Raw genomic sequence first — 16,079 nt, 5'->3', positions numbered from 1 at the left:
GACGAGAAGGCACGGCTCCTTGAAGGACAAGACCAGACGCCCGGGAGGCCGGCCCGACGAGACGAAACGCCGGCGCCCCGATGCGCCGCGCGGACCCTCGCCCAAGCCGTCTCTCGCCGCGGCCAAGACCGCCAGACCCGTAGCCGGTGGGCGCGCCGCCCATGCCACGACTGCCGCATCGGACGTCAGGGCAACAGCGGCGCCGCGGCTGTCGCTCGAACGCCGAGCCGGCGCCGCGCCGGATGAGCACGTGCCGCTGATCCTCGAAACGGCGGCAGCAGAGGATTATGCGCTGATCGACAGCGGCGACGGGCTGAAGCTCGAGCGCTATGGCCCCTATCTCATCGTTCGCCCTGAGGCCCAGGCCCTCTGGCCCAAGGCCGCCCCTGCGCTGTGGGACAAGGCGGACGCCGTCTTCACCGGTGACACGGATGAAGACGGCATGGGCCGCTGGCGCTTTCCCAAGATGCTGCTTGGCGAGACCTGGCCGATGCGGCTTCTCGATGCAGAATTCCTCGGGCGCTTCACCGCCTTCCGCCATGTTGGCGTCTTTCCGGAGCAGATGGCGCATTGGGCCTGGATGAAAGAGCGCATCGAAGAGGCGCGTCGGCCGCTCAAGGTGCTCAATCTCTTCGGCTATACCGGCGTTGCCTCGCTGATCGCCGCAACGGCCGGGGCGGAGGTGACCCATGTCGATGCCTCGAAGAAGGCGATCGGCTGGGCGCGCGAGAACCAGGCGCTCGGTCGGGCCGATCATCTGCCCATCCGCTGGATCTGCGACGATGCGATGAAGTTCATCCAGCGCGAGGCGCGCCGCGGCAGCCTTTACGACATCATCCTCACCGATCCGCCCAAGTTCGGCCGCGGGCCGAATGGCGAGGTCTGGCAGCTCTTCGACCATCTGCCTGCCATGCTCGATACCTGCCGGGAAATCCTCTCGCCGCAAGCGGAAGGACTGGTGCTGACAGCCTATTCGATCCGCGCCAGCTTCTATGCCATCCACGAGCTGATGCGCGAAACGATGCGCGGCCGCGGCGGACGGGTCGAGTCCGGCGAACTGATCCTGCGCGAGACCGGACCCGACGAAGAAGGCTCCGGGCGCGCCCTCTCCACCTCCCTTTTCAGCCGATGGGTGCCCGCATGAAGCCGGACGATCGTACGTCGCCCACCGGCCGAGTCGGCCAGGTGAAGGAGGTGACCAGCCTCGCCAATCCGATCATCAAGGACATCCGCGCGCTGACCCAGAAGAAGGCGCGCGACGAGAGCGGGACGTTTCTGGCCGAGGGGCTGAAGCTCGTCATCGACGCGCTCGATCTCGGCTGGACGATCCGCACACTCGTTTACGCCAAGGCCGCCAAGGGCAAGGCCGTGGTCGACGAGGTGGCGGCGAAGACCGTTGCCCGCGGCGGCCTTGTGCTGGAGGTGAGCGAGAAGGTGATCGCCACCGTCACCCGGCGCGACAATCCGCAGATGGTGGTCGGGATCTTCGACCAGCGCTATCGCTCGCTCAAGGATGTGACGCCGCAAAAGGGCGAAACCTATGTGGCGCTCGACCGGGTCCGTGACCCCGGCAATCTCGGCACGATCATCCGCACGGCGGATGCGGCGGGTGCCGCCGGCGTCATCCTCGTCGGCGAGACCACCGATCCCTTCTCGCTGGAAACCGTGCGAGCCACGATGGGCTCCGTCTTCGCCATGCCGGTTACCCGGGCAAGCGCGGCGGAATTCCTTGCCTGGAGCCGCGGCTCCGGCGCGCAGGTGGTGGCCACACATCTCGCCGGCGCCGTCGACTATCGCACCATCGATTATCGCGCCCGGCCGACCGTGCTGCTGATGGGCAATGAGCAGGCCGGCCTGCCGGAGGACCTGGCAAAGGGCGCCGACCGACTGGCGCGCATTCCGCAAGCGGGCCGGGCCGATTCACTCAACCTGGCGATCGCCACCGGCATCATGCTCTTCGAAGCCCGCCGTCATCTTCTCTCGCTGGAGCCGGCCCCGTGAGCGCACGCCCCGCCCTCTTTTCCCGGCCGCTGCCGATCGCCCTCTTCATCCTCCTGGCGCTGATTGCCGACCAGGCAATCAAGCAGCTGGTGGAGGCGACCCTGCCCATGGAGCAGGCGGTGCATGTCATTCCCATGCTCGCGCTCTACCGCACCTATAATTACGGCGTCGCCTTCTCCATGCTGTCCGGCATGGAAGGCTGGTTCATCGTCGGCATGCGGCTCGTCGTTGTTGCCTTCGTGCTGTGGCTCTGGCGCCGCACGCCGAAGGACCGGTTCTTCGCCCATCTCGGCTATGCAATGATCATCGCCGGCGCGCTCGGCAACCTCATCGACCGGTTCCTCTACGGCTATGTGATCGACTACATCCTCTTCTACACCGAGACCTGGTCCTTCGCCGTCTTCAATCTTGCCGATGCGCTGATCAGCGTCGGTGCCGGCGCGATTGTGCTGGATGAACTGCTGCAGGCCCGCCGCAAGACGGCAGCTGATCGCTAAAAGACGGTCGAATCAATCAAGCAGTTTTTGACGCCCCGCATGCTAGGTGTGTGGGCATGAGCGCGCTGTCCAAACTCGAAGAGTGGGTGAGCGAGGCGACCCGCGGCTCGGGCCGTCGGCCGCTCCATCCGCCCGTTCCGCGCAGCGCTGAACCCTCGAAAACCGCGCTCGCCGCCTGGCGTCCGGCGCTGCTTGCCGCCGGCATCCTTTCCTCTGCAGCCGTGCTCGGGCTTGGCATCCCGGCCGGCAGCTGGACCTTGCCGGCTGGCCTTGCTCTGGCCGGGCTGACGGGCACCGCGCTTCTCTTCCTCGATGGCTGGCAGGCAATGCGCCGGTCGAGCGCGGGCAGGCTTGAAGATGCCAGCGACGCGGCGATGGAACGCCGCGAGAGCCTGGACGCCATGCTGGCCGTCCATGATCGCCTGGGTGACATCGCCGTGCTGCGCGACGGCAGCGGTCGGATTGTCGCCGCCAATCGCAGCCTGCACGATCTCTGCGCCATCGAGCCAGAGGGCCGAGATTTCGAGGCGCTGGGGCTCCAGCTAGCCGAAGACACTCTCACTGGCCAGAACGGCGCGCGCTACCAATGGCAGGAAACGCTCGTCCGCAACCCTGCCGACGACAGCCTCGCGCATCTCGGCATCGGGCGGCGCATTCTTCCAACGGCCGGCGATCTCGATCTCTTTTCCCGGGCGATCGAGCGGGCACAGGCGGAGAGCCGCGACAAGTCGCAGCTGCTTGCCACCGTGAGCCATGAGATCCGCACGCCGCTGTCCGGTATCCTTGGCATGTGCAACCTGTTCAACCAGACGCGGCTTTCGGCCGAGCAGGCCAATTATCTGGCCGGCATGCGGCAGGCGGGTCATACGCTGGTGCAGCTGGTTGATGACCTGCTCGATTTCTCCTCGCTCGAAGCCGGGCGCTTCACCCTCAAGCCGACGCGCCAGCCGGTGCGCCCGGCGATCGAGAGCGTGGTGGAAATGCTCTCCCACCGCGCCCATGAGAAAGGGATCGAGATCGCCTCCACCGTGGCGGCCGACGTGCCGGACGTGCTTGAGATCGATGCCCCTCGCCTGAAGCAGGTCCTGTTCAACGTCATCGGCAATGCGGTCAAATTCACGCAGACGGGCGGTGTCCTGGTCTCGGTGACGTTTGGCGAAGCCGATCTCGTCGTCACCGTCGCGGATACGGGCCCCGGCATGACTCCTGACGAGCAGGCCCGCATCTTCGAGGCCTTCGAACAGGCTGGCGATGCGGCGCGCCGATCCGGCGGCACGGGGCTCGGCCTGGCCATCTCCCGCCGCATCATGGTGGCCTTTGGCGGCAGCCTGACGGTTGCAAGCACGCTGGGCCAGGGCAGCATCTTCACCATCAGGCTGCCGATAGCGGCCGGTACGCGGGCCTCTCCCGAACGGCGCGGCCTGCTTGCCGAGAGTGCGGTGCTGCTGATCGCGCCGAAGGGCCCGGCGGCCACCGCGCTTCAGTCCACCATCACTGCGCTTGGCGGGCGCTGCCGGCTTGCCCATGACCCCACCGCGGCCCGGCAGGCCCTTGCCGATGCGCTGAGCGGGTATGCTGGGCCACCCTTCACCGATATCATCATCGACCACCGCCACGCGGTACAGGCGCGGGCGCTTCTCGCCTCCATGCCGGCGGTGGAGGCGCTTCGGCTGCGGCGCACCTACCTTGTCAATCCCGAGGAGCGCGGCCAGCGGCCGCTGCACCAGACGGACGGCTTCAATGCCTGGCTGATCCGCCCCTTGCGCGAGCGCTCGCTGGTCGAGGTCCTGAAAGGGCGCATGCGCGGCATCGAGCTGCGCGATGCGACCAATGACAACCGTCCCGTCCTGCGCGCCGTCCCGGCCGAGGAGGAGGACGGCACGCCGGAAACGCGGCACGGCATCCTGCTCGGCGAGGATGATCCGGTGAACGGCCGCATGCTCATGACCGTTCTCGGCCGCGCCGGGCATGCCGTTACGCTCGCCGAGGACTTCGCCACGCTTCGCCAGCATCTGATGCCGGCCAGCGCCGCCAATCTGCCGCGGCCCTCGCTTGTCCTGACCGATCTCAACATGCCGGGCGGCGACGGCCTGACGATGCTGCGCCAGCTGCGCATGGTGGAGATCTGCTCCGACTTGCCGCGGCTTCCCGTCATTATCCAGACCTCGGATGCGAGACCCGAGACGCGACGAGATCTGATCGAGGCCGGCGCCGATGAGGTGCTGGTGAAGCCCGCTGATCCGGCTAACCTCCTGGCCCTGATCTCCCAGCTCGCCACCGCCGGCTGAACCCGGGCGTTTGCCCCTTCTCGTCACCATAATGTTGCACAAGCGGCCTATAGAGATCCGAGCGGGGCTGGTCGGCCCGCGGCAGGACAAGCCTGGCCGGGGGCGGCCGCTTCGCCCTCGCATGCCGCGCGACAAAGTCCTAATATGCCAAGCGCGGTTTCGCGATTCGGGAAGGGCGGCAATGAACCTGGATGTTCTAGACAAGACCCTGGTGCAGGATGCACCGGCAGTCCGCGCACGCGGCGCCGCACCGGCTTCGGCCGGCAATGAAGTTCTCGGGCGCATCGGCGCGCTCGAGACGCGCCTTGCCCGCAATGCCCGCGAGATCGATGCCGCCCAGCATGTGCGCTACAAGGTTTTCGTCGAGGAAATGGGCGCGTCAATTCCGCCCGAGGCCGAGCGGCTGCGTCGCGACATCGACGCCTATGACTCCGTCTGCGATCATCTCCTCGTTCTCGACACGACCCTCGACGGCAGCCCGGAAGACCAGATCGTCGGCACCTATCGATTGCTGCGGCAGGACATCGCGATGAAGGCCGGCGGCTTCTATTCGGCCTCGGAGTTCGACGTGGCGCCGCTGCTCGCCCGCCATCCCAGCAAGCGGTTCATGGAACTAGGTCGCTCCTGCGTCCTCCCCGCCTATCGCACCAAGCGGACGGTCGAGCTGCTCTGGCAGGGCAATTGGGCCTATTCGCTGAAGCATGGCGTCGACGCCATGTTCGGTTGCGCCTCCTTCCCCGGCATCGTGCCGGAGGAACATGCCCTCGCCCTCTCCTTCCTGCACCACAGCGTGCCGGCCAAGGGCGACTGGGCAGTGAAGGCGCGGGCTGATCGCTATCGCAGCATGGATCTGATGCCGGCCGAGGCGATCGCGCCCAAGCAGGCGCTGATGGCCCTTCCGCCGCTCATCAAAGGCTATTTGCGGCTTGGCGCCATGGTCGGCGAAGGCGCGGTGGTCGATGCCGACTTCCGGACCACCGACGTGCTGATCGTCCTGCCGATCACCAACATTTCCGGCCGCTACCTCAACTATTACGGCGCCGACGCCACCCGTTTCGCGCTCTGATCTGATCGAGACAGACGCTCTGCCCCTTCCTTCGCCGGCTAAACCACTGCGCTGGTTTGCCGGAGAAGCCGCGGCCAGCGACCGACACGGCCTGCCTGCCACATCCGTCATCCTCGGGCCCGTCCCAAGGATCTACTCCCGCTGCTCCAGACACACGGCCAACGTTCCACTGTCCCACTCGATTCGAACGCTAGGAAATATGTCGACGTGGTCAGATCCTCGGGCTCGTCCCGAGGATCTACTGCCGCTGTTCCAGGCACTCGGCCAGAGTTCCACTGTCCCGCTCGTTCCGCACCGTTGAGAGCGTCTCGACGTGGTCAGATCCTCGGGACAAACCCGAGGATGACGGTTGGTGGGATATGGCCTAGGCGGGTGTCAGCACAGGGGAGAACGACACTTCCCCTGCATCAGAGACGTCAACCTTGGCGTCGGCGACCCTTGGTTTACGCAGCCGGCGTTTCGCTGTCGGCCGCGGCAGTCTTGGGGCCGCCCTTGGCGACACCAACCATGGCGGGGCGCAACACGCGTTCGCCGATGGTAAAGCCGGCCTGGACGACCTGGACGACCGTGTTGTTCGGGACATCCGGATTAGGGATCTCGAACATGGCCTGGTGGAAGTTCGGATCGAACTTCTGCCCCTCCGGCTCGATCTTCTTCACGCCATGACGCTCGAGCGCCGAGAGCATCGAGCGCTCGGTCAGCTCGACGCCCTCGATCAGCGTCTTGAGGCCGGTATCGGCGCCCTCGCGCGCTTCAGTCGAAACCGCCTCCAGTGCCCGGCGCAGATTGTCCGACACGGCCAGCATGTCGCGGGCGAAGCCGGCGACGGAATAGGACTTCGCGTCCTTGACGTCGCGCTCCGTGCGCCGGCGCAGATTGTCCATCTCGGCGGCCAGCCGCAGATAGCGGTCACGGAAATCCGCGGCTTCCGCCCGCGCAAGCTCGAGCGGATCCGGCTCGGAAACGGCGGGGTTCGGATCGGCAAAAGTCTCAGCCACGCCCTCGGCCGCTGCAGCGCCGGCCTCAGGCGTCTTGACGGCGTCGGTTTCGACCGTGTCGTTCACCTGATCTGCGTGTCTTTTCGTCTCGTCGGTCATGACGTCTCCGGAATGAACTGTGAGTGCTGGATGTGCCGCCGATATCGAACTTCGGGGCGTGAAAATCAAGAGCGGCCGGCCTTTCTGGTACGCCGGCGCTCCGTCTCAGGAGGTCTGGCGCGACAGGCGCGACATCAGCTGGGCCGTATAATCCACCATGGGAACGATCCGTGCATAGTTGAGCCGTGTCGGGCCGATGACGCCGACGGCGCCGACCACTCGGTCCTCGCCATTGCGGTAAGGCGCGACGATCAGCGAGGAGCCGGAGAGCGAGAACAGCTTGTTTTCCGAGCCGATGAAGATCCGCACGCCGGGGCCCGCCTCTGCGAGATTGAGGAGTTCGATCAGGCTGTCCTTCTTTTCAAGATCGTCGAAGAGCATGCGCAGGCGGTCGATATCCTCCGCGCCGGTCAACCCCTCGAGAAGATTGGCCCGGCCGCGCACGATGAGCTGCATCGGATGGCGATCCTCGTTCTCCTCGCCCGACCAGATGGCAAGCCCGCGTTCGACGAGATCGCGCGAAAGCGCATCGAGTTCGCTGCGCACCTGCTCCTTCACCTTCTGCAGCTGCGCGCGGACCTCGCCCAGCGTCTGGCCGGCAAGATGGGCGTTCAAAAAATTCGCGGCTTCCGTCAGCTGCGCCGAGGTGACGCCGGCCGGCAGCTCGATGATGCGGTTTTCCACCTGGTCGCCGGCGCCGACCAGAACGGCCAGCGCCTTGGTCGGCGCGACGCGCAGGAATTCGACATGTTTGAGAACCGGATCGGCCTTTGTCGTCATCACCAGGCCGGCACCGCGCGACATGCCGGAAAGCAGCTGGCTCGCCTCGTTGAGCAGCGCCTCCACCGGCTGTTCGCGATTGCCGCGGCGGATCTGCCGGTCGATCGAGGCGCGATCCTCCTCGGAGAGATCGCCCACCTGCATGAAGGCATCGACGAAGAAACGCAGACCCACCTGGGTCGGCAGCCGGCCGGCGCTGACATGGGGGGAATAGATGAGGCCGAGATCTTCCAGATCGCTCATCACATTGCGCACTGAGGCGGGCGAGAGCGACATGGGCAAGAGCCGCGAGAGGCTGCGCGAACCGAGCGGCTCCCCGCTTTCGAGATAGCTTTCGACGATGCGCCGAAAGATCTCGCCCGACCTTTCGTCGAGCAGGGCTAGCCGGTCGCGCATCGCCGTCGTGTTCACCGCCATCAGCGTCTGCTGTTCCTCATTGCCATATGCCCCTTAAATATAGGACGGATGAGCGCCGGACAAAAGGCCTAAGCGGCTATGGCTTATCTTTGGCGGCCTGCATTTCCCTCGCTGGCGACATAGGCTAGAAGGCACGCACAAGAACGATAAGGAGTGAACCCATGCGTCCCTCGGGCCGGAAAACAGATCAGATGCGCCAGGTTTCCTTCGAGCGCAATGTCTCGAAGCATGCCGAGGGCTCCTGCCTCGTAAAGTTCGGCGATACGCATGTGCTGTGCACCGCGAGCCTGGAAGAAAAGACGCCGCCATGGCTGCGCAACAGCGGCAAGGGCTGGGTAACGGCGGAATATGGCATGCTGCCCCGCGCCACTGGCGAGCGCATGAAGCGTGAAGCGGCAAGCGGCAAGCAGAGCGGCCGCACCCAGGAAATCCAGCGGCTGATCGGCCGCTCGCTGCGCTCCGTGGTCGATCTGCAGGCGCTGGGCGAACGGCAGATCTCGCTCGACTGCGACGTGATCCAGGCCGATGGCGGCACCCGCACGGCCTCGATCACCGGCGCCTGGATCGCGCTGCATGACTGCCTGAAGTGGATGGAAGCGCGCAACATGATCAAGGTCGAGCGCGTGCTCAAAGACCATGTGGCGGCGATCTCCTGCGGCATCTTCGCCGATCAGCCGGTGATCGATCTCGATTATCTGGAGGATTCGGCTGCCGAGACCGACGCCAACTTCGTCATGACCGGCGCGGGCGGCATCGTCGAGATCCAGGGCACCGCGGAAGGCAAGCCCTTCTCCGAGGCCGAGTTCGCCACCCTGATGGGCCTTGCCAAGACCGGCATCAGTGATCTCGTCTCTCTGCAGAAGCAGACGATCGTCTGAGGCCAGACGCATGGCTGCCGTTCGCCAAGGTCCGTCGGTTGCGGGTCGACTGGAAGGGGTTCTGGAAACGGCCCTCTATGCCCGCGACCTCGATGCGGCGGAGGCTTTCTATGGCGGCATTCTCGGGCTCGAGCGCATCAGCCGCGTCGGCACCCGCCACGTCTTCTACCGCTGCGGCCCCGGTGTCCTGCTGATCTTCAATCCGGAGGAGACACGGCAGCCAGCGGCAGGAGATGCGCTGCCCGTGCCGCCGCATGGTGCCGAGGGCGCCGGCCATCTCTGTTTCCCCGTTTCGGGCGATGCGCTCGATACGGTCAGGGCAGGGCTCGAAGCGGCCGGCATCACCATCGAAGCGGAGATCACCTGGCCGACGGGTGCCCGCTCCTTCTATTTCCGCGATCCGGCTGGCAACAGTCTGGAATGCGGCGAACCGAAACTCTGGGATCTGAACTGAGGCCCCGCATGACACGCAGATTGCAAGACAAGACCCTGGTCGTTGCCAGCCACAATGCCGGCAAGATCCGCGAGATCCGCGACCTGATCGGACCGCTCGGCTTCTCCGCCCAATCGGCCGCCGACCTCAACTTCATCGAGCCGGACGAGACCGGCACGACCTTCGAGGAAAATGCCACGATCAAGGCACTCGCCTCGGCCCGCGCGGCCGGCCTCCCGGCGCTGTCGGACGATTCCGGCCTGGTGGTCGATGCGCTGAATGGCGATCCAGGCGTCTATACCGCCAACTGGGCCGAAACGGCCGATGGCACGCGCGACTTCGCCATGGCGATGCAGAAGGTGGAAGACGCCCTTGCCCAGGCCGGCGCCACGACGCCGGAGGCCCGGCGCGCCCGCTTCGTGTCGGTCTTGTGCCTTGCCTGGCCGGACGGCCATGTCGAGCTCTTCCGCGGCGAGGTCGAAGGCACCGTCGTCTGGCCGCCCCGCGGCACGCAGGGATTCGGTTACGACCCGATCTTCCAGCCGGAAGGCTATGAGACGACTTTTGGCGAGATGAGCGCGGAGGAGAAGCACGGCTGGAAGCCGGGCGATGCGACCGCACTCTCCCACCGCGCCCGCGCCTTCAAGATCTTCGCGGAGAGCTGCCTTGGGGCCTGACACGACGGCACGGCTGCTGCACCTGACCGATAGCATGGACCCGGGCTTCGGCGTCTATGTGCATTGGCCCTTCTGCGCGGCCAAATGCCCCTATTGCGACTTCAACAGCCATGTGCGCCATCAGGGCATCGACCAGCCGCGCTTCGTCGCGGCTTTCCTGACCGAAATGGCGGCCATGCGCCAGCTTTCCGGCCCACGCAGCGTCACCAGCATCTTCATGGGCGGTGGCACGCCCTCGCTGATGAACCCGGCGACGGTGGAAGCCATTCTCGACGGCATCGCCAATCTCTGGCATGTGCCGGATGGCATCGAGATCACCATGGAGGCCAATCCCTCCAGCGTCGAGGCGACGCGCTTCCGCGGCTATCGCGCCGCTGGTGTCAACCGCGTTTCGCTCGGCGTCCAGGCGCTGAACGATCGCGACCTCAAATTCCTGGGCCGGCTGCACGATGTGGCGGATGCACTCAAAGCCATTCAGCTCGCGCGCGAAATCTTCCCGCGCATGTCCTTCGACCTGATCTATGCCCGGCCGAACCAGACAGTGGAAGCATGGGAGGCGGAGCTGAAACAGGCGGTCTCCTATGCGGTCGACCATCTCTCGCTCTATCAGCTGACCATCGAAGAGGGCACGCCGTTCTACGGGCTGCACAAGGCGGGCAAGCTGATCGTGCCGGACGGTGACCAGTCGGCGCTTCTCTACGAGGCGACGCAGAGCATCACCGCCGCGATCGGCATGCCGGCCTATGAGGTCTCCAACCACGCTGCGCCTGGCGCCGAGAGCCGCCATAACCTCACCTACTGGCGCTATGGCGACTATGCCGGCATCGGCCCCGGCGCCCATGGCCGCCTGACCGTCGGCCATAACAAGCTCGCCACCGCGACCGAACGCCAGCCGGAAGCCTGGCTCGACCATGTCGAGCGCCACGGCCACGGCATGGTTGATCGAGACATTCTGGACCGCGAGGAACAGGCCGACGAACTGCTTCTGATGGGCCTGCGGCTCAAAGAAGGCATTGACCTTGCCCGCTGGCAAGCACTCTCCGGCCGCATGCCCGACCCGGACCGCGAGGCAACGCTGATCGAACACGGCTTCATCGAACGCCTCGGCAATTCCCGCCTGCGCTGCACCCCAGCCGGCATGCTGATCCTCGACGCGGTGGTCGCCGATCTGGCGTGTTGAGCGGTGCGATGATGGCGGAGAGCGCCCTATAGACCGGCGTGGAAGAAAAGCCCGCTGATCTTCCCATTGGAAGCGAGGGCGAAACCGCACTCCCGCCGTCCATTCTCGAAGCGTGCCTCATAGACGTCCCAGCCGCCTGGGGTCACGCCGCGAAAGGTGAGCGCTTCGAGCGACCCGAGTTTCTGCAGATCGTCCTGAATGACAGCATGCTGGGTGCGCGCAAGGGCGGCGAGAGGCGGCGTCATGCGTGAGAAATTCAACTCGCCCTGCTGATGCTCCTCGATCAGCCTCTGCAGCAGGCCCTCGCCGTCCTTGACCGGAACGGAAGCCGCAACGCGCTGCTCCAGGGCGGCCTCAATCGCCGCCGCCACGTGCGCTTCGACCCGTGGCGCAGTCTGCTCAAAACCGTCCTGATGAAGAATAAGCGCCGAAACAGCGCTAGCCGCATCGCGCTCGAAACTCAGCTGCGCCGGCACGACTCGGTAGAAGAAGTGATCGACACCCTCGGCGAAGATTTCGATCTCCGGCTGCCCGGTGATGCGCGCGAAGAGCCTGCCGTCCCTCTCGAAGACCGTCAGGATGAGCGGATCGAGCTGATAGAAGCCGGCATAGTCGTGAAAGAGGGCGGGATCGATGGCCCGCTCCGTGCGCGGCCTTGCCTGTTCGTATCGCCGCCAGGCATGAGCATCCATAGCGCTATCCGTCATGTGTCCATCCTTTGCAAGAGTGAGGAGATCGGTGATGGTCAGGTCGTCGCCGGCAGCCACCTTCGCCGCCAAGGCCGCCACAAGGGCAAGGCTGGCCTGGACGCGGTCCTGCCGCTCTTCGAGAACGTGCTTCTGCATGGCGAGCATCCGCTCGAAATCCGTCACCTTTCCTCTCAGGAGATTGGCGATTGCCGGTAGGCTCAGGCCGAGCCGCTTCAGCGTGAGGACCTCGTTGAGGCGCGCGATTTCGGCTGGACCGTAGAGCCGCCAGTTCTTGCCGGTTCTAAGCGGTCGGATGAGGCCGATTTGCTCGTAGACACGAAGGGCGCGGACGGTCAGGCCCATGCGCTTCGCGCATTGCGCCGCCGTCAACCATGTCTCGCTGTCGATCCTGGTCTGCGTCGATCCTCCGCTCTATCACGTCCCTTCTAGGCTATGACCCAAGGTCCGGCTCAAGCAGAAAGAACGGGCATGGCGATGAAACGAGACATCGCCATGCCTGCGTGAGAATGGTCGCGGAGACGACGAAGGAACAGACTGCGCTGGCGCCCGCCTATCGCGGAAGCGCCAGGCCCGTCCCGACTCGGCGGTTCAGGCCCACTCGCCCTCGCGCATGACGGGCACGCGGCTGCCGTCGTCGCGCAGGCCGTCGATGTCGATCTTGTCGGAGCCGATCATCCAGTCGATGTGGATGAGGCTCGCATTGCCGCCGCGCGCCTTGATCTCGTCTTCCGACAGCGTCGCGCCGTTCAGGAAGCACTTGGAGTAGCACTGGCCGAGCGCGATGTGGCAGGAGGCGTTCTCGTCGAAGAGGGTGTTGTAGAAAAGAATGCCGCTGGCGGAGATCGGCGAGGAATGCGGGACCAGCGCCACTTCGCCGAGCCGCCGCGCGCCTTCGTCGGTATCCAGCACCTTGAGCAGCACCTCCTCGCCCTTCGATGCCTTCGCCTCGACGATCCGCCCGCCTTCGAAGCGAACCTGAATGTCGTCGATCAGCGTGCCCTGATGCGAGAGCGGTTTGGTCGAGCAGACATGGCCTTCGACCTTCAGCGCATGCGGCGTGGTGAAGACTTCCTCGGTCGGGATATTGGGGTTGCAGGTGATGCCGTTGCGCGCCTGCGAGGCGCCGCCATGCCATTCATGCTCGTCGGCAAGCCCGACCGTCAGATCCGTGCCAGGGCCAGTGAAATGGAGCGCGGCGAAACGTTCGCCATTCAGCCAGGCGGAGCGGCGATGCAGCTCGGCATTATGCGCCTTCCAGGCTTCGACCGGATCGTCGCGATCGACGCGCGAGGCAGCGAAGATGGCCTTGGCGAGCTTTTCGACCGCCGCATCATCGCCATCCTCCGGGAACATGACCTTGGCCCAGGCCAGGCTCGGATAGGGCACGAGGTTCCAGTTGATCTCGAAATTGGCGATCTTCTCCAAAGCCGGCCGATAGGCGAGCGATTGGGCCTTGTTGGCGCGCGCGACCTTGGCCGGATCCTGAGCCGCCAGCATCAGCGGATTGTCGCCAACCACGGCCAGGCGCGCGGCATTGCCGGCATAGGCCTTGGCCATGCCCTCATAGAGCCAGTCGGCCGCGCGATCGAAGCTTTCGTCGGGCGCATGGGCGTAACGCGCGAGCGTCGATTCCTCGTCGGAAAAGATGGTGGTCACCAGGCCGGCGCCGGATTGATAGGCATGTTTGGTGATCAGCCGGACGAAGGGCGCCGCGGCGATCGGCGCCGTCATCACCAGATCCTGCCCGCGCTCCAGCCCCAGCCCGATTTTGACCGCGACCTCCGCAAGCTTGTCGAGTTTGACAGCATCGATCGGGGAAGAAGGAAGGGATGTCATCGCGTACCTCTGGCGCTGCTGGCGGGAGCGCAGAACCTAGTGCGATCAGCCGGCGAATTGAAGACTCTCGCGCGTTTTCAGTTCGCGGCGCGGTAATTGCGCAGCGCCCGCTCGATCGCCAGCCCCAGCATCATGACCGCCGCCGTCCAGCCGAGGATATAGTTCACCGAGAGCAGATGCATCGGGTAGGTCGGATAGAAGGCCGACCGACAAAGGGCAACGAAATGCATGATCGGGCTGAACGAGAGGTAATAGCGCATATGCTCGTTCATATATTCGGGGATGTAGAAGACGGCTGCGAAAAAGATCTGTACCCGCGCGATCAGGCTCCAGGCAATTCGCCAGATCGGCACAAGATATATTAGAAAGGCGTTGATGAGACCAATCCCGAAAGCAAAGAGGGAAATGAGGATCAGGAACTCAATGAATGCGAAGGGGCGGTAAGGGAAGATGAATCTCGAAGTTCCAAAAAGACCGATCATTGCGAGCATCATGATGAAGATCATGGTGAAGGCTAGGAACTCGACGAAGCACCGTGCGATCGCATAGTCGATTGCCTCGATGTAGGGAATGATAGTCACGGCGCGCGACGCATCAATCGCCGTTGCCGCCCGCATGGAAATGATGCGGAAGTACAGCACCGGAAACAGGCCCGTCATGATGAACAACAGCAGGCTGTCGCCGATCAAGAGCTTATGATGCGTGAATTCAAAGATGCCCCAATGGATGACGATCGCAAACAGCATTTCGCCGAGATCAAAGAGTTGCTTGAACGCATGCTTGCTGTTGCGCAGACGCACCTCACGAATCGTCAACGCACTGACGATCCGCATTTGCCGCGAAATGCCCGTCATGACGAGATTGCTCATCTCACCCTCGCCTTTCGCCTGCTTGCCTTTTAGGCATGATCTCGAATGCTGTAATAGACAAGCGTCAGGACGATCCAAACGCCACAGGCGGAGAGAAAGAGCAGGACAGTATCGCCGAACACAAGCGGATAAGACGCAATCTGCGCGAGGCTCGGCTGGACATAGGTCGCCAAATAGATGTGGTTGTTGTTGGCGAGCATGCGCGCCGCCTCGAAGCTCGTGAGAGCCGACTGATAGAGCTTGGTTGCGATATCAAGGTCGGTCTTGATTTCGTCGTAGCGCGAGACGAGAGCTGCATCGGCCAGTTCGTCATCATCACCCTCGGCACCCTGAGTCGATGACACGCGGTTCTGCATGTCGCTGATCTGAGCCCGCGTTGCGTCGATCTGCGACTTGATCACGGCCAAGCGCGGAGATTTGGCATCCATGTAGCTGCCAAGGGACGCGTAGCGCGATTCAAGTTCGGCAAGCGACGCACGGAGCTTACCCTGCAACTCGATCTTTCCCTCTGCCTCCTTGCGGGCATCCAAGCTCCGCTGGCCCGTGCGCAGTTCTGTCTCCTGGGCGCGGACATCCTTCATCCGCTTTTCAGCGACTTCGAGTTCCTGTCTGGCGTAGTCAAGCTGCGTGTGCCGCGCCTTTTCCGAGATGCTATTGACCAGGTTCTCGCAGAGCTGCCTGAGCGCCGACGCGATCTTTAGGGCATCGTCAGGATTGAAAGCAGCGACTTCAACGGTGTTGATGCCCGTCGTGATGTCGAAGCTGGTCGTGATCCGCTTGCGCCAGTATTTGACGAGCTTTTCAACGGATACATCCTCGCCAAGCCGCGAAATGGGATCGATCGTATCGCGGGTGTACATGGCCCTGAGGTCGACGGTGTTCTGCAATGCATCGACCACATCACGACTCTCGATGTAATCTGAGACGATGAAGCTGTTCGACAAGGCGAGCGCCGCCGCACCGGACTGAGCAATCGGCGCACCTTCTGCAGGGCGCACGGAGAAGCGGAATTCGGAGACGTATTGCGGCGTGGCGAAGAAGGCGAAGTAGCAGAAGCCGATCGCTGTCGGCACAATCACCATCAAGAAGAAGGCAAGCCAGGTTCCGGAAAAGCCGCCCTTGGTCTTGGCGGCCAGGTTGGCCATCTTCTCGGATTTGTAGGTAACGCGAGTTTTGCGGACCGGGCGGGCCGGCACTTGCGGCAGCTTGCGCGCCGCTGGCACCGGTGTCATCGGACGGACTTCGTCGAGCCTGAGCACCAAAGCGCTTTCGCGTTCACGGGTCTTCAGCTTCTCGGGCTTCGCGCTCGACTCCGACAATGGCATCCCCTGGTCACAAAATACGCAGATA

15 protein-coding genes are annotated in these 16,079 nt (G+C 64.3%); 9 read left to right on the top strand and 6 right to left on the bottom strand.

Translation table 11 applies throughout. From position 1 onward, the window contains the following. The first annotated feature begins 19 nt into the window (after positions 1 to 19). The 5 genes from ACLE20_RS10115 (at position 20) to ACLE20_RS10095 (ending at position 5,852) form a co-directional block, all read left to right on the top strand. The gene (locus ACLE20_RS10115; protein WP_410940145.1) at positions 20 to 1,144 is read left to right on the top strand and encodes a class I SAM-dependent methyltransferase; all 1,125 of its coding nucleotides are present in this window, start codon (positions 20 to 22) and stop codon (positions 1,142 to 1,144) included. Continuing rightward, positions 1,141 to 2,001: a TrmH family RNA methyltransferase gene (locus ACLE20_RS10110; RefSeq protein WP_410940144.1), complete on the top strand. Its 861-nt coding sequence runs from the start codon at positions 1,141 to 1,143 to the stop codon at positions 1,999 to 2,001. The genes ACLE20_RS10115 and ACLE20_RS10110 overlap by 4 nt, the downstream gene beginning before the upstream one ends. Beyond that, positions 1,998 to 2,498 carry a signal peptidase II gene (gene lspA / locus ACLE20_RS10105; protein WP_410940143.1) on the top strand — a complete coding sequence of 167 codons (501 nt, stop codon included), beginning with the start codon at positions 1,998 to 2,000 and terminating at the stop codon, positions 2,496 to 2,498. Before ACLE20_RS10110 ends, lspA begins: the two co-directional genes overlap by 4 nt. Before the next feature lie 56 nt (positions 2,499 to 2,554). Further along, positions 2,555 to 4,786, top strand: coding sequence for a hybrid sensor histidine kinase/response regulator (locus ACLE20_RS10100; RefSeq protein WP_410940142.1), 2,232 nt, complete (start codon positions 2,555 to 2,557; stop codon positions 4,784 to 4,786). A 181-nt stretch (positions 4,787 to 4,967) separates the two neighbouring features. Continuing rightward, complete coding sequence (locus ACLE20_RS10095; RefSeq protein ID WP_410940141.1) at positions 4,968 to 5,852, top strand: GNAT family N-acetyltransferase; 885 nt, start codon at positions 4,968 to 4,970, stop codon at positions 5,850 to 5,852. A gap of 443 nt (positions 5,853 to 6,295) precedes the next feature. Here the strand turns inward: ACLE20_RS10095 and grpE are convergent, their stop codons facing one another. Together grpE and hrcA are read right to left on the bottom strand one after the other, a co-directional pair. Next, on the bottom strand, positions 6,296 to 6,949 hold the full coding sequence (gene grpE, locus ACLE20_RS10090; RefSeq protein WP_410940140.1) for a nucleotide exchange factor GrpE: 654 nt from the start codon (positions 6,947 to 6,949) through the stop codon (positions 6,296 to 6,298). A gap of 105 nt (positions 6,950 to 7,054) precedes the next feature. Beyond that, a complete protein-coding gene (gene hrcA / locus ACLE20_RS10085) occupies positions 7,055 to 8,146 on the bottom strand; it encodes a heat-inducible transcriptional repressor HrcA (RefSeq protein ID WP_410940139.1) in 1,092 nt (363 codons plus the stop codon). Positions 8,147 to 8,307: 161 nt separating this feature from the next. On the opposite strand from hrcA, the gene rph reads away from it, so the two are divergent. From rph to hemW, 4 genes are read left to right on the top strand one after another with little or no spacing between them, the layout of a single operon-like run. Continuing rightward, positions 8,308 to 9,024, top strand: coding sequence for a ribonuclease PH (gene rph / locus ACLE20_RS10080; protein ID WP_410940138.1), 717 nt, complete (start codon positions 8,308 to 8,310; stop codon positions 9,022 to 9,024). A gap of 10 nt (positions 9,025 to 9,034) precedes the next feature. Continuing rightward, positions 9,035 to 9,478, top strand: coding sequence for a VOC family protein (locus ACLE20_RS10075; RefSeq protein WP_410940137.1), 444 nt, complete (start codon positions 9,035 to 9,037; stop codon positions 9,476 to 9,478). A gap of 8 nt (positions 9,479 to 9,486) precedes the next feature. Then, the gene (gene rdgB, locus ACLE20_RS10070; RefSeq protein WP_410940136.1) at positions 9,487 to 10,134 is read left to right on the top strand and encodes an RdgB/HAM1 family non-canonical purine NTP pyrophosphatase; all 648 of its coding nucleotides are present in this window, start codon (positions 9,487 to 9,489) and stop codon (positions 10,132 to 10,134) included. Between the two features lie 34 nt (positions 10,135 to 10,168). Next, entirely contained in the window at positions 10,169 to 11,314 is a 1,146-nt protein-coding gene (gene hemW, locus ACLE20_RS10065; protein ID WP_410940232.1) for a radical SAM family heme chaperone HemW, read from the top strand. Between the two features lie 26 nt (positions 11,315 to 11,340). Here the strand turns inward: hemW and ACLE20_RS10060 are convergent, their stop codons facing one another. The 4 genes from ACLE20_RS10060 to ACLE20_RS10045 all read right to left on the bottom strand — a co-directional run bounded on the left by ACLE20_RS10060 (position 11,341) and on the right by ACLE20_RS10045 (position 16,048). Beyond that, positions 11,341 to 12,393: a MerR family transcriptional regulator gene (locus ACLE20_RS10060; protein WP_410940135.1), complete on the bottom strand. Its 1,053-nt coding sequence runs from the start codon at positions 12,391 to 12,393 to the stop codon at positions 11,341 to 11,343. A gap of 219 nt (positions 12,394 to 12,612) precedes the next feature. Continuing rightward, positions 12,613 to 13,860: an aminopeptidase gene (locus ACLE20_RS10055; protein WP_410940134.1), complete on the bottom strand. Its 1,248-nt coding sequence runs from the start codon at positions 13,858 to 13,860 to the stop codon at positions 12,613 to 12,615. A gap of 77 nt (positions 13,861 to 13,937) precedes the next feature. Beyond that, complete coding sequence (locus tag ACLE20_RS10050) at positions 13,938 to 14,729, bottom strand: ABC transporter permease (protein WP_410940133.1); 792 nt, start codon at positions 14,727 to 14,729, stop codon at positions 13,938 to 13,940. Between the two features lie 29 nt (positions 14,730 to 14,758). Next, complete coding sequence (locus tag ACLE20_RS10045; RefSeq protein WP_410940132.1) at positions 14,759 to 16,048, bottom strand: hypothetical protein; 1,290 nt, start codon at positions 16,046 to 16,048, stop codon at positions 14,759 to 14,761. Positions 16,049 to 16,079 lie beyond the last annotated feature (31 nt).

Source organism: Rhizobium sp. YIM 134829, from assembly GCF_046546455.1.
The sequence above is the reverse complement of the archived record's forward strand: the minus strand, read 5'-3'. Positions and strand labels throughout refer to the sequence as shown.

Excerpts from the sequence above, each read along its gene's own strand:
- rph (WP_410940138.1), top strand. The coding sequence starts at position 8,308 with ATGCGTCCCTCGGGCCGGAAAACAGATCAGATGCGCCAGGTTTCCTTC.
- rdgB (WP_410940136.1), top strand. The coding sequence starts at position 9,487 with ATGACACGCAGATTGCAAGACAAGACCCTGGTCGTTGCCAGCCACAAT.
- grpE (WP_410940140.1), bottom strand. The coding sequence starts at position 6,949 with ATGACCGACGAGACGAAAAGACACGCAGATCAGGTGAACGACACGGTC.
- hrcA (WP_410940139.1), bottom strand. The coding sequence starts at position 8,146 with ATGGCGGTGAACACGACGGCGATGCGCGACCGGCTAGCCCTGCTCGAC.
- ACLE20_RS10095 (WP_410940141.1), top strand. The coding sequence starts at position 4,968 with ATGAACCTGGATGTTCTAGACAAGACCCTGGTGCAGGATGCACCGGCA.
- ACLE20_RS10055 (WP_410940134.1), bottom strand. The coding sequence starts at position 13,860 with ATGACATCCCTTCCTTCTTCCCCGATCGATGCTGTCAAACTCGACAAG.
- hemW (WP_410940232.1), top strand. The coding sequence starts at position 10,169 with ATGGACCCGGGCTTCGGCGTCTATGTGCATTGGCCCTTCTGCGCGGCC.
- ACLE20_RS10100 (WP_410940142.1), top strand. The coding sequence starts at position 2,555 with ATGAGCGCGCTGTCCAAACTCGAAGAGTGGGTGAGCGAGGCGACCCGC.
- ACLE20_RS10075 (WP_410940137.1), top strand. The coding sequence starts at position 9,035 with ATGGCTGCCGTTCGCCAAGGTCCGTCGGTTGCGGGTCGACTGGAAGGG.
- ACLE20_RS10050 (WP_410940133.1), bottom strand. The coding sequence starts at position 14,729 with ATGAGCAATCTCGTCATGACGGGCATTTCGCGGCAAATGCGGATCGTC.
- ACLE20_RS10110 (WP_410940144.1), top strand. The coding sequence starts at position 1,141 with ATGAAGCCGGACGATCGTACGTCGCCCACCGGCCGAGTCGGCCAGGTG.